This window comes from Polymorphospora sp. NPDC051019, assembly GCF_040683055.1.
Lineage (GTDB): Bacteria > Actinomycetota > Actinomycetes > Mycobacteriales > Micromonosporaceae > Polymorphospora > Polymorphospora lycopeni.
Window position 1 is genome coordinate 119,098 of record NZ_JBFBCH010000002.1, and the last position, 16,073, is coordinate 135,170.

The 16,073-nt window shown below is 73.8% G+C and carries 14 protein-coding genes and 1 pseudogene; 5 read left to right on the top strand and 10 right to left on the bottom strand.

All coding sequences use genetic code 11. From position 1 onward, the window contains the following. Positions 1 to 117 precede the first annotated feature (117 nt). Both AB0M79_RS04750 and AB0M79_RS04755 read right to left on the bottom strand, forming a co-directional pair. Entirely contained in the window at positions 118 to 1,338 is a 1,221-nt protein-coding gene (locus AB0M79_RS04750) for a putative sulfate exporter family transporter (RefSeq protein ID WP_364207824.1), read from the bottom strand. Further along, the gene (locus tag AB0M79_RS04755; RefSeq protein ID WP_357536032.1) at positions 1,338 to 1,487 is read right to left on the bottom strand and encodes a hypothetical protein; all 150 of its coding nucleotides are present in this window, start codon (positions 1,485 to 1,487) and stop codon (positions 1,338 to 1,340) included. Before AB0M79_RS04755 ends, AB0M79_RS04750 begins: the two co-directional genes overlap by 1 nt. A gap of 245 nt (positions 1,488 to 1,732) precedes the next feature. Here AB0M79_RS04755 and AB0M79_RS04760 point away from each other — a divergent pair. Both AB0M79_RS04760 and dtd read left to right on the top strand, forming a co-directional pair. Continuing rightward, positions 1,733 to 3,232, top strand: a pseudogene (locus tag AB0M79_RS04760) (methyltransferase); the annotation flags it as partial. Between the two features lie 74 nt (positions 3,233 to 3,306). Beyond that, positions 3,307 to 3,729 carry a D-aminoacyl-tRNA deacylase gene (gene dtd / locus AB0M79_RS04765; RefSeq protein ID WP_364207826.1) on the top strand — a complete coding sequence of 141 codons (423 nt, stop codon included), beginning with the start codon at positions 3,307 to 3,309 and terminating at the stop codon, positions 3,727 to 3,729. Positions 3,730 to 3,832: 103 nt separating this feature from the next. Here dtd and AB0M79_RS04770 read toward each other — a convergent pair whose 3' ends face one another. Further along, positions 3,833 to 4,621: a sporulation protein gene (locus AB0M79_RS04770; RefSeq protein ID WP_357536026.1), complete on the bottom strand. Its 789-nt coding sequence runs from the start codon at positions 4,619 to 4,621 to the stop codon at positions 3,833 to 3,835. A 297-nt stretch (positions 4,622 to 4,918) separates the two neighbouring features. On the opposite strand from AB0M79_RS04770, the gene sigB reads away from it, so the two are divergent. Next, positions 4,919 to 5,941 carry an RNA polymerase sigma factor SigB gene (gene sigB / locus AB0M79_RS04775; protein WP_364207828.1) on the top strand — a complete coding sequence of 341 codons (1,023 nt, stop codon included), beginning with the start codon at positions 4,919 to 4,921 and terminating at the stop codon, positions 5,939 to 5,941. 359 nt (positions 5,942 to 6,300) lie between these two features. Here the strand turns inward: sigB and AB0M79_RS04780 are convergent, their stop codons facing one another. The 3 genes from AB0M79_RS04780 to AB0M79_RS04790 all read right to left on the bottom strand — a co-directional run bounded on the left by AB0M79_RS04780 (position 6,301) and on the right by AB0M79_RS04790 (position 11,180). After that, on the bottom strand, positions 6,301 to 8,898 hold the full coding sequence (locus AB0M79_RS04780; RefSeq protein WP_364207830.1) for a GNAT family N-acetyltransferase: 2,598 nt from the start codon (positions 8,896 to 8,898) through the stop codon (positions 6,301 to 6,303). A gap of 3 nt (positions 8,899 to 8,901) precedes the next feature. Next, positions 8,902 to 10,119 carry an acetoin utilization protein AcuC gene (locus AB0M79_RS04785; protein WP_364207832.1) on the bottom strand — a complete coding sequence of 406 codons (1,218 nt, stop codon included), beginning with the start codon at positions 10,117 to 10,119 and terminating at the stop codon, positions 8,902 to 8,904. Between the two features lie 221 nt (positions 10,120 to 10,340). Next, positions 10,341 to 11,180 carry a sulfurtransferase gene (locus AB0M79_RS04790; protein WP_364208785.1) on the bottom strand — a complete coding sequence of 280 codons (840 nt, stop codon included), beginning with the start codon at positions 11,178 to 11,180 and terminating at the stop codon, positions 10,341 to 10,343. Positions 11,181 to 11,291: 111 nt separating this feature from the next. Between AB0M79_RS04790 and AB0M79_RS04795 the strand changes: the two genes are divergently transcribed. Continuing rightward, positions 11,292 to 11,984 (top strand): metal-dependent transcriptional regulator, encoded by a 693-nt coding sequence (locus AB0M79_RS04795; RefSeq protein ID WP_357536016.1) that lies wholly within the window; start codon positions 11,292 to 11,294, stop codon positions 11,982 to 11,984. A gap of 53 nt (positions 11,985 to 12,037) precedes the next feature. Here AB0M79_RS04795 and AB0M79_RS04800 read toward each other — a convergent pair whose 3' ends face one another. The 4 genes from AB0M79_RS04800 to AB0M79_RS04815 form a co-directional block, all read right to left on the bottom strand. Beyond that, positions 12,038 to 12,601 (bottom strand): hypothetical protein, encoded by a 564-nt coding sequence (locus tag AB0M79_RS04800; protein WP_364207834.1) that lies wholly within the window; start codon positions 12,599 to 12,601, stop codon positions 12,038 to 12,040. 101 nt (positions 12,602 to 12,702) lie between these two features. Beyond that, positions 12,703 to 13,899 (bottom strand): L-2-hydroxyglutarate oxidase, encoded by a 1,197-nt coding sequence (gene lhgO / locus AB0M79_RS04805; protein ID WP_364207836.1) that lies wholly within the window; start codon positions 13,897 to 13,899, stop codon positions 12,703 to 12,705. Positions 13,900 to 13,908: 9 nt separating this feature from the next. Next, positions 13,909 to 14,196, bottom strand: a complete 288-nt coding sequence (locus tag AB0M79_RS04810; protein ID WP_364207838.1) for a DUF5522 domain-containing protein — start codon at positions 14,194 to 14,196, stop codon at positions 13,909 to 13,911. A 76-nt stretch (positions 14,197 to 14,272) separates the two neighbouring features. Further along, positions 14,273 to 15,139, bottom strand: a complete 867-nt coding sequence (locus tag AB0M79_RS04815; protein ID WP_357536008.1) for a PP2C family protein-serine/threonine phosphatase — start codon at positions 15,137 to 15,139, stop codon at positions 14,273 to 14,275. A gap of 233 nt (positions 15,140 to 15,372) precedes the next feature. Here AB0M79_RS04815 and AB0M79_RS04820 point away from each other — a divergent pair, with 233 nt between their 5' ends. Beyond that, positions 15,373 to 16,035 carry a TetR/AcrR family transcriptional regulator gene (locus tag AB0M79_RS04820; protein ID WP_364207841.1) on the top strand — a complete coding sequence of 221 codons (663 nt, stop codon included), beginning with the start codon at positions 15,373 to 15,375 and terminating at the stop codon, positions 16,033 to 16,035. Positions 16,036 to 16,073: the final 38 nt, after the last annotated feature.

Below are 16,073 nucleotides of genomic sequence, written 5' to 3' on the forward strand. Positions count from 1 at the left end.
ATCTCATGGGTCGGTGCCGCCCGCCGACGCGGGAGGCCGGGCCGGACCGCCCCGACAGCGGTCCGGCCCGGCCGGTCCTTCCCGCACCCGCCGCCCGGTCGGCGGCGGATCGCCCGGCTAACCGGCGAAGTCGCGGAACAGCAGCGAGGCCAGGGCCAGCGCCACCACCAGGTTGAAGACCGTGGCGCTGGCGAAGACGGCGATCGGCCGCCAGCCGGCCTCGCGCAGCGAGGAGACCCGGAACTCCAGGCCGATGCTGACGAACGCCAGGATCAGGAACCAGGTACGCAGGTCGTTCACGACCCCGATGACCGCCCGGCCGTCGCTGCCGGCGTTCCGCAGGTAGATCGTCGCGATCACCGAGGCGGCGATGAAGCCGAGCACGAACTTCGGGAACCGCCGCCACAGTTCGCCGGCGCCGGGCCGGGCCGAGCCGGCGGTCCGGTCCACCTTGTACGCGAAGTAGGCGGTGAGCGCGACCGCGACGACACCCATCAGGGCGTTCTGGGTGACCTTGACGATGCTGGCGATCTGGAGCGTCTCCTCGCCGGCGAGGGCGCCGGCCGCGGTGACCGCGGCGGTGGTGTCGATGTTGCCGCCGATCCAGGCGCCGGCCACCGCCGGACTCAGCCCGAACACGCCGGCCAGCCACGGCAGGACGAAGATGGACGGCAGGGCGAAGAGGATGACCAGGCTGGCGGTGTACGCGAGCTGTTCCCGGCGGGCGCGGACCGCGCCGGCGGCGGCGATGGCGGCGCTGACGCCGCAGATCGACACCGCCGAGGCGAGCAGCGCGCGCAGCCGGTCGTCGAGCCCGAACCGGCCGGCGAGCCACCAGGTGAAGAGGAACACGGCGCTGATCAGCAGGATCGCCTGGGCGATGGCCGGGCCGGCCGCGCTGACGATGACCGACAGGTTGATCGACGCGCCGAGCAGCACCAGGCCGGTCTTGATGAAGAACTCGGTGCGGAACGCGGCGGCGATCCGGTCCCGGATGCCGGTCACCGTGACGACGACGTTGCCGAGCAGGCCGAGCAGGATCGCGTAGACGGGGTATTCGACGGCGGCCGCCAGGTCCTCGACCGAGGTGCCCGCGAACCATTCGGGTACGCCCTGTTCGAGGTAGCGGGTGAGCGCGGCGAGCGCGAAGACCACCACCAGGCCGACGGCGGTCCAGGCCCAGAAGGCGCCGTCGCGTACGCCCCGGCCGGTCTTCGCCGTGGTCGGCAGGCCGGTTTCCGGCGCGGTGGTTTCCGGCGCGGTGGTCGGGGTGGTGACATCGGGGTCGGCCGGGCGGGTCGCGCCGGGGTCGGCGGGGCGGGTGGCGTCGGCGGTCATCAGGGCACCAGCCCGGTCGGGATGACGCCGAGCAGGACCAGGGCGAGCAGGACGAGCCCGAGGACCGTCGCCGCCCAGTCCTCGTTGAAGGCCAGCGTGCTCTCGGGTTGCGTCGGTGCCGGCTCGGGGGTGGGTCTGTCGTCACTCATTCGGGGGTCCTTCTTCGGGGTGGGCCACGGCCGTCCCACGGCGGTACGGGGGTGGGGCGAGGCGGGGTGGCGTCGCCGGCACGCGGCGGGGGTCGCCACGGGGAGGAGCGCTGCCTATATTCCTACTTTCCCGATAGGAATATCAAGAGACTGTTCGCTATCTGGGACATGCCACCGGTTCGATCCCGCGCCCCGTTGGCCGGGTTGCCGCCCGCCACGCCGGGGCGAGCCGGCAGGATGGCAGGGTGACAGTCAACGACGCGCATCCCGTACCTCCGGCCCTGCTTTCTCCGGCCGGGATCGACCAACTACGCGACGCACTGACCACAGCCGGCTTCACCGCCGCCGGCATCGCCGAACGGCTGGGCCCACAGGCCGCGGCGGCGGCCGGGCGCAACGACCTGCGGGCCGCGCTGCGGCTGACCGGCGACCGCGACCCGCTGAGCACCCTGATCCGGCTCTTCGTGTGTGGGCAGACCGAACCCGAGGCCGCCGTCGAGGCCGCCCTCGCCCCGCTGCCGCTCGCCGAGGCGCGGGCCGCCGGCCTCGTCGAACGCTGGGGCGACGGGTTGCGGCAGGCCGTCGACCTGGAGCCGTACGGCTCCGACTGGTGGGTGCTGTCCGACGTGCCGGCGACGGCCCGACCCGGCCAGCCGCTGCCCGCCGACCACGTGCTCGGCATCGGCGGGGCGTCGACCACGCTCGCCGGTGCCACCGTCCGCCGCCCGGTCGGCACCGCCCTCGACCTCGGCACCGGCTGCGGCGTGCAGGCGCTGCACCTGGCCGGGCACGCCGACACGGTGACCGCCACCGACCTGTCCGTACGCGCGCTGCGGTTCGCCGCGACCACCGCGGCCCTCAACGGGCAGAAGTGGGAACTGCTCCAGGGCGACCTCGTCTCCCCCGTGGCCGGCCGGCGCTTCGACCTGGTGGTCAGCAACCCGCCGTTCGTGGTCGGGCCGGGCACCGCCACGCACATCTACCGCGACTCCGGCCGGGCCGGCGACGGCGTCTGCGCCGAACTGGCCGCCGCCGCACCCGGCCTGCTCGCCGAGGGCGGCACGATGCAGTACCTGGCCAACTGGGTGCACGTCGGCGGCGAGGACTGGACCGAACGGGTCGCCGGCTGGTTCGCCGGCACCGGCCTGGACGCCTGGGTCGTGCAGCGCGAGGTCGCCGACCCGATGGCGTACGTCAGCCTGTGGCTCGCCGACGCCAGCGAGGACGCCGACCCGCACCGGGCCGCCGCGTGGCTGGACTGGTTCGACGCGCACAAGGTGGAGGCGGTCGGCTTCGGGCTGATCACCCTGCGCCGCAGCGGCCGCACCGATCCCGTCGTACGCGTCGAAGACCTGCGCCAGCAGGTCGAGCAGCCGCTGGGCGAGCAGGTCGCGGCCTGGTTCGGCCGGCAGGACTGGCTGCGCGACCGCGACGCCGAGCGGCTGTTGTCGACCCGCTACCGGGCGGCGGACGGCCTGGTGCTGCGTCAGGAGGCGACGATGGGCGACGAGGGCTGGGCGGTGGACCGGCAGGTGCTGACCATGCGCGACGGCCTGCGCTGGAGCGAGGAGGTCGACCCGCTGGTGCTCGCGCTGGTCGGCGGCTGCGACGGTTCGGTGCCACTGCGCGACCAGCTCGCGCTGCTGGCGCTGGCGCACGAGGTCACCGAGGACGACCTCGCCGAGGCGGCCCTGCCGATCGTCGCCCACCTGGTCGAGCGCGGTGTCGTGGCACCGGCCAGCGACGGGGCCGGACCGGTCGGCGGCGTGATCGGTGGCACGGCCGGTGGCGTGACCGCGCCGGTGCGGGGCTGACCGCCGTGCGGGCACTGGTGCAGACGGTGAGCCGGGCCAGCGTGACGGTCGACGGCGAGGTGGTCGGCGCGGTCGACGACGGGCTGCTGGTGCTGCTCGGGGTCACCCACGGCGACACCGCGGCGACCGCGGACACGATGGCGCGCAAGGTGTGGGAGCTGCGGATCCTCGACGACGAGCGGTCGGCCGCCGACGTCGGCGCGCCGGTGCTGGTGGTCAGCCAGTTCACCCTCTACGGCGACGCGCGCAAGGGGCGGCGGCCGAGTTGGACGGCGGCGGCACCGGCCGGGGTCGCCGAGCCGCTGGTGACCGCGTTCGCCGAGGCGTTGCGGCAGCGCGGCGCCAAGGTGGAGACCGGCCGGTTCCGGACGCACATGCTGGTCGAGAGCGTCAACGTCGGCCCCCGTACGGTCCTCCTGGAACTCTGACCACCCATGATCGCCGTGATCGGGGAGTACGTCGCGCGGGTCGCCGGTGTGTCGACCCGCACGGTCCCTGATCACGGCGATCTCGGCGCCGGACCGGCGTGGGTCAGAAGAACAGGCCGCGCTTCTGGGCCGACTGGCGCAGCCAGGCGTCGAGCTGCGCGACCCAGTCGGTGTGCTCGGCCTGCGCGTAGTCGACGGTGAACCGACCGAACGCGTCCTGGCCCTCGGTGAACAGGCCGCCACGCTTGTCGATCTCCAGCACCACCTGGAGGAAGTGCGGGGTGGCGAGGAACGTCACCTCGAGCTGGTTGAGGGCGCTGGCGTACTGCGGCGCCGGGTAGAACTCGATCTCCTGGTAGAACGGCAGCGTCTGCTCGACACCGTAGATCCGGCCGCTCTCCACGTCCGCCCGGGAGAACCGGAAGCCGAGCCGGGCGATCGCCTCCAGGATCCGCTCCTGCGCGGGCAGCGGGTGGATCGCCACCGGGTCCAGGTCGCCCTTGTCGACGGCGCGGGCCACCTCGAGCTCGGTACGCAGGCCCATCGTCATCCCGTGCAGCCGCTGCCCGTAGATGTCGGTGATCGGGGTCTCGAACGGGACGTCGAACCGGAACGGGATGTCGAAGCGCTGCCCGCTCTCCAGCCGGAACGGGCCGGTCAGCCGCTGCCGGTGGAACTCCTTGGTCGTCTCGTACTCGCTGTCGCCGCTCTCGACCTCGACGCGGGTGGACAGCGCGAGGGTGACGGCCTCGATGTCGGTGGCGTGGTCACCGCCGACGACGTGCACCTGACCCTCCAGGTATCCGCCGGGACGGGCGTTGGGGTTGCCGAGAACCGTCTCGACGGAGGGTCCGCCCACGCCGAACGCCTGCATCATCCGCTTGAAGACCACGACGTCCTCCGTTGCCTTTCGTCCATTGGCCGCAGGGGTGTCTGACTGGCCGCTGGATGGCACACTAACCGCCGCCGGCAAGACGCGACTGTCGGGTGACCGGCTCACATTCCTCCCAAACCGACGCTAACCACCACCGGGGTCCCCTAGTGGTCTACCGGATTCATGCCACCTGCGTCCCGCCTCACCCCCGCTTCACGCCTCGACGACCAAGCTGTTCCTCACCAGCGCGATCCCGCCGCTGGGAAAACCGCACCACATGTCGACGCGGGGAGGCGACTGAAGGTGGTTCTGGACATGACGAAAACCGAGATCGACCCGGCCGCGACGGCCCGTCCCACTCTTGACACGACCGCCGACGACGCCCCCGGCGACACCCTGACCGACCTCGACGCCATCGACGAACGCGGCGTCTCCGCCGACCTCGTCCGCGCCTACCTCAACGGCATCGGCCGGACCAAGCTGCTCACCGCGGTGCAGGAGGTCGAACTCTCCAAGCGGATCGAGGCCGGCCTCTACGCCGACGAGAAGCTCGGCGGCACGTCCGTCCCGGCCGACCTGCGCGCCGAGTTGGAGATCATCGTCGCCGAGGGCCAGGCGGCCAAGAACCACCTGCTCGAGGCCAACCTCCGGCTGGTGGTCAGCATCGCCAAGCGCTACACCGGGCGGGGCATGGCCTTCCTCGACCTGATCCAGGAGGGCAACCTCGGCCTGATCCGCGCCGTCGAGAAGTTCGACTACACCAAGGGCTACAAGTTCTCCACCTACGCCACCTGGTGGATCCGCCAGGCCATCACCCGCGCCATGGCCGACCAGGCCCGCACCATCCGCATCCCGGTGCACATGGTCGAGCAGGTCAACCGGATGGTCCGGGCCCGCCGCGACCTGTCGACCACCCTCGGCCGGGAACCCACCGTCGGCGAGGTCGCCAAGGCGATGGGCGTGCCGGAGTTCCAGGTGATCGAACTGATCTCCTACGACCGCGAGCCGGTCAGCCTCGACCAGGCCGTCGGCGAGGACGGCGAGAGCGCGCTCGGCGACTTCGTCGCCGCCGTCGACCCGCGCGAGGAGCCCGGCGACGCGGTCTCCCGGGGCATGCTGCGCAACGAGGTCGACGTCGTGCTCGCCACCCTGTCGCAGCGCGAGCAGGCGGTGATCCGGCTGCGGTTCGGCCTCGACGACGGCCGCCAGCGCACCCTCGACGAGGTCGGCCGCGAGTTCGGGCTCTCCCGGGAGCGGATCCGCCAGATCGAGAAGGTGACGCTGCTCAAGCTGCGCCACCCGTCGCGCGCCGAACGACTCGAGGCGTACGCGAGCTGAGACGCCGCCACGGCCGGCCGTGTCCATCACGGCCGGCCGTACGCGCGTTCGGGCTACTGCCAGATGCGCCGGCACTGCACGGCGAGCCGTTCCGTCGCCACCCCGTACACGTCGACGACGCTCACCGAGATCGCGTAGAACTGGCCGACCTGAGCACGGCACCGGCGAACAGGGTGCCGAGGAAGCCGCCGGTCCGCCTGGCGGTGTGTGACGAGCGCATTCGATCTCCTCTTCGGACGGCCGACCGGAACCCGGAGATATTGATCGATAGTTGTCGATGTAGATCGTCTCGATGCCGCATCCACACCGGGACGGGCAAGCTGTGCCGTGCCCGAATCGGCGGTCCCCGCGCAACCGGTCTACAGCCGGCGGGGGCCGGTGTCGGGGCGTACGGCGGACGGGGCGATCCGCACCTGCGCGTCCAGGACCGACAGTCCCGACGTACGCGCCAGCACCGGGTTGAGCCGCAGCGACCGGATCCGCGGATGGTCGTCGACCAGCCGGCCCACCCGTTGCAGCAGCTCGGCGAGGGCGGCCCGGTCGACCGGTTCGGTGCCCCGGTAGCCGTGCAGCAGCGGCGCCGCCCGTGGCTCGTCGACCAGGGCCAGCGCGTCGGTGTCGGTCAGCGGCGCGGCCCGCCAGGCCCGGTCGCCGAGCAGCTCGGTCGCCACCCCGCCGAGCCCGAAGCCGACCACCGGCCCGAACGCCGGGTCTTCGACCGTCTCCACAACGCACGCCACCCCGGGCGGCACCATCGGCTGGACCAGCACCTCGGCACCGAACCGGCCGGCCATCTCGACGTAGGCACGCCGGACCGCGTCGGCGTCGGGAAGATCGAGCCGTACCGCCCCGAGATCGAGCCGGTGCCGCAGCCCACCGCCGGCCGCCTTCAGGACCACCGGGAAGCCGATCCCCTCGGCGACCCGTACGGCCGCGTCGGCGGACGCGGCCAGCTCGACGCGGACCAGTTCGATCCCGTACGCCGCGAGCAGGTCGGGCACCGCTCCCCCGGCGTCGAGCACCGCCGCCGCCCGCCGCCGGTCGATGCCGTCGAGAGCGGACAGCGCCCCGGGCGGCTGCCGCAGCCAGTCGGCGTAGGCGACCACCCGGGCCAGCGCCCGGACGGCCTCCTCGACCGACGGGTAGGACGGCACCCCGTCCGGCAACCGACCGGCGAGGAACGTCGCGACGGTCGGCCGGTCGCCGGCCAGCGCCACGCTGGCCAGCGCGGAGGCGAAGTCGGTGTCCTCGTCGGGCAGTTGGCCGGGCAGCGGCGGGGCGAAGACCACCACCAGGGCGTCGACGTCCGGGGCGACCGCGGCGTCGGCGAGCGCGTCGGCGAAGTCGTGTGCGCTCGCCCGCGGCCCGACGTCGGCCGGGTAGCCCTCGGCGACGGTGAGCCCGAGCGCCCGGCACGCCGTCGCGGCGAGCCCGGCCAGTGCCGAGGAGTTGGTGACGATGCCGACCCGGCGACCGGCCGGCAGCGGCTGCTTGGCCAGCAGGACGCCGACGTCGAACAGTTCGGCGACGGTGTCGACCCGGATCACGCCGGACCGGGCGAACAGCTCGGTCACCGCCGCACCGTCCGGCCCGGCGGGACCGACGCCGACGTCGATGGCCGGGTCGGCAGGACCGGCGCCGACGCCGGTGGCCGGGCCGCGGGCCGGGGAGGCGAGGGCGACGATCGGCTTCGTCCGGCCGATCCGCCGGGTCAGCCGGGCGAACTTGCGCGGGTTTCCGAACGTCTCCAGGTAGAGCAGGATCACGTCGGTGCCGGGATCGTCCTGCCAGTACTGGAGCAGGTCGTTGCCGGAGACGTCGGCACGGTTGCCGGCCGACACGAAGCTCGACAGGCCCAGCGCCCGCCGGTCGGCCTCGGCCAGCAGCGCCACCCCGAACGCGCCGGACTGGCTGAAGAAGCCGGTGCGCCCCGCCACCGGCAGCCGCGGGGCGAGCGTGGCGTTGAGGCGTATCCGCTCGTCGGTGTTGGCGATCCCCAGACAGTTCGGGCCGACCACCCGCATGCCGGCCGCGTATGCCGAACGGGTCAGCTCGCGCTGCGCGGCCGCGCCGTCCGGGCCGGCCTCGGCGAAACCGGCCGAGAGGACGACCAGCCCGTGCACGCCGGCCGTGGCCGCGTCGGCGACGGCGGACGGCACCACGTCCGGCGGCACCGCCACGACGGCGATGTCGACACGGACGCCCGCCGTGACGGCCGACGGGTGCGCCGGCAGCCCGCCGACGGTGGCCGCCGACGGGTGCACCGGCACCACCGCACCGGTGAAGCCGCCGTCGCGCAGGTGCCCGAGTACGGCCGCCCCGATGCCCTGACCGGTCGCGCTGGCGCCGTAGACCACGACACCGCGCGGGGCGAGCAGCCGGGCGATCGACCGCGCCTCGGTGCTGTGCTCGCGCCCCCACTGCACCTCCAGCGACTGCTCGGTGGGAGCGATCGGGAAACTGAGATGCACCACACCGTCGGCGTATTCGCGCTGGATCTGGTAGCCGGCGTCGGAGAAGACCCGCAGCATCGCGGCGTTGACCGGCAGCACCTCGGCGACGAACCGGCGCATCCCGGCCTCCCGCGCGGCGGCGGCGAGATGCTCCAGCAGCACCGACCCGATGCCCCGACCCTGGTGGGCGTCCTCCACCACGAACGCGACCTCGGCGTCGCCGGCCGCCGGCCCCAACCGCTCGTAGCGGCCGACCGCCACGATCCGGTCGCCGGACACCACCACGAACGCCTCCCGGTCGTGGTGGTCGACGTGGACGAACCGGTGCAGGTCACGCTCGGGGATGCGGGGATAGGGCGAGAAGTAGCGCAGGTAGCGGGTGCGCTCGGAGAACCGCGAGTGCATGGCCACGATCGCGGCGGCGTCGTCGGGCGTGATCGGGCGCAGGTGCGCGGTCGTGCCGTCACTGAGCAGCACGTCCGCGGAACGGTCGGTGCCGGCCACCGGTCAGTCCCTCGGGTCGTGCGGATCCAGGCCGTGCAACGGGAACACGGCCCGGCGGGTGGCCATCACGGCCCGGTCGACGGCATCGGGCTCGCCGGTCGGCTGCCACGGCTCGAACCGCACGTCGGCATCGTCGGTCATCCGGATCGGCACGTCGCTGCCCGGCCGGCGGGTCAGCGCCAGCGTCCGCCAGCTGGCCGGGGTCAGCGTGGCCGGGTCGATCGGCTCGCCGGTGGCCGTCGCCAGCAGGTGCGTCCACGTCCGTGGCACCACCTCGACGAGCGCGTATCCGCCGCCGCCGGTCGCCACCCAGCGGCCGTCGCACAGCTCGTCGGCCAGGGCCCGCATCGCCAGCTGGGCGGCCCGCTGCCCGTCGACGGACAGCCGCAGATCGGCCAGCGGATCGGCCCGGTGGCTGTCGGCGCCGCACTGGCTCACCAGGATCTGTGGCCGGAACGCGCGCAGCACCGAGGGCACCACCGCGTCGAAGGCGCGCAGCCACGCCACGTCACCGGTGCCCGGCGGCAGGGCCAGGTTGACCGCGCTGCCCTCGGCGCCCGGCCCGCCGGTCTCGTCGGGGAAGCCGGTGCCCGGGAACAGCGCCAGCGGGGTCTCGTGCACGCTGACGGTGAGCACCCGCGGGTCACGGTAGAAGATCTCCTGCACCCCGTCGCCGTGGTGCACGTCGATGTCGACGTAGGCCACCCGCTCGGCGCCGAGGTCGAGCAGGCGGGCGATGGCGACCGCCGGGTCGTTGTAGACGCAGAAGCCGGCGGCGCGACCGGGCATGGCGTGGTGCAGCCCGCCGGCGACGCTGACCGCGCGGCGGGCCCGGCCGAGCCAGACCGCCTCGGCGGCGGTGAGGGTGGCGCCGGCGATCAGCGCGCTCGCCTCGTGCATCCCCTCGAAGACCGGGTTGTCGCTGGTGCCCAGGCCGTAGCCGGAGAAGAAGGGGTCGTGCGGCGCGGCGCGCACGGCGTGCAGGTAGTCGGCGCGGTGCACCCGGGTCAGCGCGGCGTCGTCGGCCGGTTTCGGCGCCGCCACCGTCACCCCGGGACGGTCGAGCACGCCGAGGTCACGGGCCAGTGCCATGGTCAGCTCGACCCGCACCGGGTCGAGCGGATGGTCACCGAGGTCGTAGGACAGCAGGGCGTCGTCCCAGACCACCAACGTCTCGCACCGGTCGGCCGTCGCCCGGCCGGCCGACGTGCCACCACTCACCGACGTGCCACCACTCACCGACGTGCCACCACTCACCGACGTGCCGCCATTCGCCGACCTGCCGCCATTCGCCGACGTGCCCTCTCCGACATGCCGCCATCGTCGCACGCCGGCCGGCGGCCGGCCGGTCGCCCGGCGTCGATCAAGGCCGCCCGGTCCCGGCATTGGCCAAGGCGGCCGGTCCCGGTGGCGACCGGGGCGGCCGCGGCCCGGCCGCCGGCTCAGTCCGGTCCGTCGCCCGTCGCGACCGGGCGGGCCGGGTCGGTCACCCACCCGCTCCACGACCCGACGTAGAGCGCGGCGTCCGTCCGGCCGGCCCGGTGCAGCGCCAGCACGGTGTGGGCGGCGGTCACCCCGGACCCGCAGTACGCGCCGACGCGTACCCCGTCGGTGACGCCGACCCGCGCGAACCCGGCCCGCAGCGCGTCGGCGGGCCGTACCCGGCCGTCGGCGCCGACGTGCTCGGTCGTCGGGAGGTTGACGGCACCGGGGATGTGCCCGGCCACCGGGTCGACCGGCTCGGTCTCGCCCCGGTAGCGCGCCGGCACCCGGACGTCGATCAGCACGCCGTCACCGGCGAGCCGGGCCGCCGCCGACGCGTCGAGGACCGGCAGGCCACCCGGACGGACGGTGAAGTCGCCCGGCTCCGGCTCGGGCACCGCCGTCGTCACCGGCTCACCGGCCGCGACCCACGCCGCGAACCCGCCGTCGAGCACGCGTACGTCCTCGTGACCGGCCCACCGCAGCGTCCACCAGGCCCGGGCCGCGGCCTGGCCCTCCCCGCCGTCGTAGACCACGACCGGCCGCCCCGCCCCGATCCCGGCCGCGCGCAGCACCCCGGTCAGGGCCGCCGGGTCCGGCAGCGGGTGCCGACCGCCCGCGCCGGGCGGCCCGCACAGTTGCGTGTCGAGGTCGACGAAGACGGCACCGGGCAGGTGGCCGGCGGCGTAGTCGTCGCGGCCGGGCGGGCCGGCGAGCCGCCAGCGGACGTCGAGGACGACGGGCGGCCGGGCCGACCGGAGCGACGCGGCGAGGGCAGCCACGCCGACCAGGGGATCGATGGGTACGGACACGTCGAACAGTCAACACCATCAGGACCGCCGGCGCCCGTTCCGCAAGAGGCTGACGTCCTGTTTATCGGGGTAGGATCGAGGCTTGGGAGGACACCTGCTGTGAACGACCTCGTCGACACCACCGAGATGTATCTACGCACCATCCTCGAGTTGGAGGAGGAGGGTGTGCCGCCGTTGCGCGCGCGCATCGCCGAACGGCTCCGTCAGAGCGGCCCCACGGTGAGCCAGACCGTGGCCCGGATGGAACGCGACGGGCTGCTCACCGTCGAGGGCGACCGCCATCTGCAACTCACCGAACTCGGCCGGGCGAACGCGGTCTCGGTCATGCGCAAGCACCGGCTCGCCGAGCTGCTGCTGGTCAACGTGATCGGGATGCCCTACGAGGAGGCGCACGAAGAGGCCTGCCGGTGGGAGCACGTGATGAGCGACGCGGTCGAGAAGAAGGTCTACGACCTGCTGAACCGGCCGACCCGCTCCCCGTACGGCAACCCGATCCCGGGTCTGGAGGCGTTCGGCGCGGCCGAGCCCGGGCCGGCCGGCGCACCCCCCGCGCCCGACGGCGAACGCAACCTCGCCTTCCCGGGGCTGACCGGGCAGGTCGTCGTCCGGCGGATCTGCGAGAGCGTGCAGACCGACGCCGAGGTGCTGCGCCAGCTGCACTCCGCCGGTGTCGACCCCGGCGTCACGGTGACCGTCGCCCAGGAACGGGACGGGGTGACGATCGACCGCTCCGGTGACAAGATCCGGCTGCCGCGCGAGGTGGCCTCGCGGGTCTTCGTCGCCGCGCACTGAGCCACGCCGCCGACGCGGCCCCGGGCAACCGCCCGGGGCCGCGTCGGTTGTGGCTACTTGGGAAAGTCCGCGACCTTCGGCGCGACCTGCCGGGCCAGCTCGACCAGTTTCGGCGCGAGTTCGTCGGCGGCGGACCGCTCCGGCCCGACCGGGAACGTGTACCGCAGGGTGACCAGCCGTCCCTCCCCGGTGAGCCAGCCGACCTCGGCGGCGGCACCGTCGTCGCCGGCCGGCGCGGTCGTCGACCGGTACGCGCCCTTGCCCAGTTCCTTGACGGTGGTCGCCCCCTTGGGGACCATCTCGCTGGTGAAGACCCCCTGGTCGGCGCCGGTGGCGGTCAGCGACAGCACGAGATCGGGCCGGCTGGCCGCCTCGTCCTGCACCACACAGGTACGGGTCTTCTGGTGCTCCATCGCCGCCGCGACGGTGAACCTGGTGCCGGTGGTCTCCTCGATGACGGCGTAGTCGAGCAGTACGCACGCGCCGCCGGCGACCGATGCCGGCAGGGCGGTGACCACGGGCGGCGGTGCCGGTGGCGGCGGTACGGCCGCGGCGTCGGATCCGCACCCGGCCAGCAGAAAGAGACCCATGCCGATCATGCCGGTGCGTGCGCGCACTGGCCACCTCCAGACGTACGGCCGCCGGCGCGGCGGTCCGTCGGACACCGTACGCACTCCGGCGCCGTCACGAAAGTCCGGTACCGCCCGGCGTGTCCGCTCTAGCCGGCGGCCGGTGCCGGCAGGCCGGCGACGATGTGCCGTGCGATCTCCAGCGAGCTGGTCGCGGCCGGCGATGGCGCGTTGAGCACGTGCACCTGGCGGTCGCGGTGGAGGATCAGGAAGTCGTCGACGAGCCCGCCGTCGGGCGCGATCGCCTGGGCGCGTACGCCGGCGGCACTGGGCACCAGGTCCGCGGCGGTCACCTCCGGCACCAGCCGGGCCAGGCTGTGCGCGAACCGGCGGCGGGACAGCGAGCGGCGTACCTCGGTCAGGCCGTACCCGAGGTGCCCGCGTGCCAGCCGCCACAGCCCCGGATAGCCGGCCAGGTCGGCGACGTCGCGCACGTCGAACCGTCGCCACGAGTAGCCCTCGCGGGCGGTGGCCAGTACGGCGTTGGGCCCGGCGTGCACCGAGCCGTCGATCATCCGGGTCAGGTGTACGCCGAGGAACGGGAACCGCGGGTCGGGCACCGGATAGATCAGCCCACGGACCAGGTCCCGCCGGTCCGGCCGCAGCTCGAAGTACTCGCCGCGGAACGGCACGATGCGCGCGGGCGGGACGACGCCCGCCAGCCGGGCGATCCGGTCGGCGTACAGGCCGGCGCAGTTGACCACGACGTCGGCGACCACGTCACCGTCGGTGGTGCCGACGACCTGCTCCGCGCCCCGGGTGGTCAGCGCGGTGACCCGGGTGCCGAGGCGGACCCACGCGCCGGCCTTCTCGACGAGTGCGGCGAGCGCCGTGCAGACCGCGGTGAAGTCGACGATGCCGGTCGACGCCACGTGCAGGGCGGCGACGCCGCGCACGTGCGGCTCGTACTCCCGGGCCTGCTCGCCGCTGATCAGCCGGACCGGCAGGTCGTTGGCGACGGCCCGCTCGTGCAGGGCGCGCAGCCGGGGCACCTCGGACTCGTCGGTGGCCACGATCAGCTTGCCGCACACCTCGACCGGGATGCCGTGCTCGGCGCAGAACCGCACCATCGAGGCGCTGCCGGCCCGGCACAGCCTGGCCTTGAGGCTGCCCGGTTTGTAGTAGACGCCGGCGTGGATCACCCCGGAGTTGTGGCCGGTCTGGTGGGCCGCCACCCGCGGTTCCTTCTCCAGCACGGTCACCTGGGCGTCGGGATGTTCCTCGGTGAGCCGGTGGGCGGTCGCCAGCCCGACGATGCCGGCACCGATCACCACGTATCTCGCCATGGGCGCACGCTACCGGGTGGGCGTGGGGTCGGGGGCCGGTCCACCGGGCGGCTCGTCGTCGACGTACGGGCAGTGCCGGCACCCCCGTCCGCAGCAGGTCCCCCGCCTGACCAGGAAGGCCGCGGTCAGCACGAACAGTCCGGTGTCGGGATCCCGATAGCCGGCGTCGCCGCTATGGAGGGCGGCGGTGTGGGCGGCGAGGATCCGGTCCCGGGCCGGATGGTCGGGGGCCAGCCGTGCCGGATGCGGTTCGGTCAACGGCCGGCCGGCCAGTGGCAACCGCCGCTCCCCCCGCACCCCCCGACCCTACGCCCGACCGGCTGCCGGGCCGGCTGCCGGGCCGCCGCGGGCGGGCATTGCCGGGTACGACCCGTCAGGCGGGCACGCTCACGACCAGGGCGGCGGCGTCGTCCGGTACGTCGACGGCGGCGGCGGTCAGCAGTCCCTCGAGCCGGTGCACGACGGCCGGCGCGGTCGGCCGGGCCGAGCTGCGCAGGAGCCGGCAGAGGCCTTCCACCTCCAGCCGGCCGCCGCCAAGCTTGGCGTCGGTGACCCCGTCGGAGTAGAAGACCAGCGCGTCGCCGGGCTCCAGCCGGATCTCGACGACCCGGTAGACGGCACCGGGCAGGCAGCCGGCGATCAACCCCGTGCAGTCCACCGGCCGGGCGTGGCCACGGCGGGTGACGATGGGCGCGGGGTGGCCGGCGCTGGCGACGACGACCGAGGCGGGCCCGCCGGCGCGGGTGGGTGGCCGCAGCCGGGCGACGGTGGCGGTGCACAGCAGGACGTCGTCGCGCAGTTTGTCGGTCAGGATCGCGTTGAGGCGGGCGAGCGCGTCGGCGGGGCCCAGGTCGAGGGTGGTGGCCGTACGCAGGGTGTAGCGGGTGAGCGCGGTGAGCGCGGCGGCGCCGGAGCCCTTGCCGACGACGTCGCCGAGGAACATCCCCCAGCTGCCGTCACCGAGCGGGAAGACGTCGTAGAAGTCGCCACCGACCGGTTCGCCGTGCGCCGGGCGGTAGTAGGCCGCGGCCTGCATGCCGGGCACCTCGGGTACGGGTGGTGGCACCAGCCGGTCCTGGAGTGTCTCGCCGAGCCGGGTGAGTCGCTGCCGTTCGGATCCCCGTCGGTCGGCGACGGGCCGTGGGTCGACCTCGTCGGCGACGAGCGCGGCGATGGCACGCAGGCCGGCCAGGTCGTCGACGGGGCGTTCCCGTTCGGCGATTGCCGTCGAGCGAGTCACGAACCGCCCCTTTCTACCGCATTTCAGCTACCCAGGGTGCACGTTGAGTAGCGGTTAGTACATCCAACGTAGCCGCGCTACGCCGAGCCGCCAGGGTGATCCGCGAGTTGGCACCCTTCTTCCGAGCCCCGCTCCACCGGACGGCCCATGCGATCCCGACCGACCGGCCCCCGTGTTTCCTTTCACACCGTGAAACTTTGCGGGGAATGAACCAAGCTCCCTACGCTGTTGCCATGACCAGTCCCGGCACGGCCCCCACCGGCCGTCGCGACCGCAAGAAGCGGGAGACCCGGGACGCGCTCATCAACGCGGCGCTCCGACTCGCCGCCGAGCGGGGCGTCGAGCAGGTGACCGTCGAGGAGATCAGCGACGCGGCCGACGTGTCGTCGCGCACCTTCTTCAACTACTTCTCCAGCAAGGACGAGGCGATCACCGGCCGTGACCGGCTGGCCGGGCAACGCCTGCGGGACCGGGTCCAGGACGCACCGGCGCACCTGAGCCCGCTCCAGGCGCTGCGGCTCGCGGTCCACGAGGAACTGGCCAGGCTGGAGGACGACAAGGAGGGCTGGCGACTGCGGATGTCGGTCATCGGCAGCAGCCCGCAACTCCTCGCCCGGCTGACCAGTCTCGGCCAGGTCGAAGAGAGAGAACTCACCAACGCGATCGCCGAAAAACTCGGCGCGGATGTCGGCCGGTCCGCGTACCCTCACCTGGTTGCGGCCGCCGTCGGCACGGCGGTACGCGTCGCCCTGGCCCGCTGGTGCGCCGAAGGCGAGTCCAGGCCACTGCCCGCCCTGGTCGACGAAGCCTTCGACCTGCTCGCCGCCGGCCTGGCGGCCCCCGCCACCGACCCGGCCGGTCCGACCGGCCACCCGACACCGCGCACGCCGGTCTGACCGGCACCACCACCGCGCGACCGGTCCCCGTGGGGCCG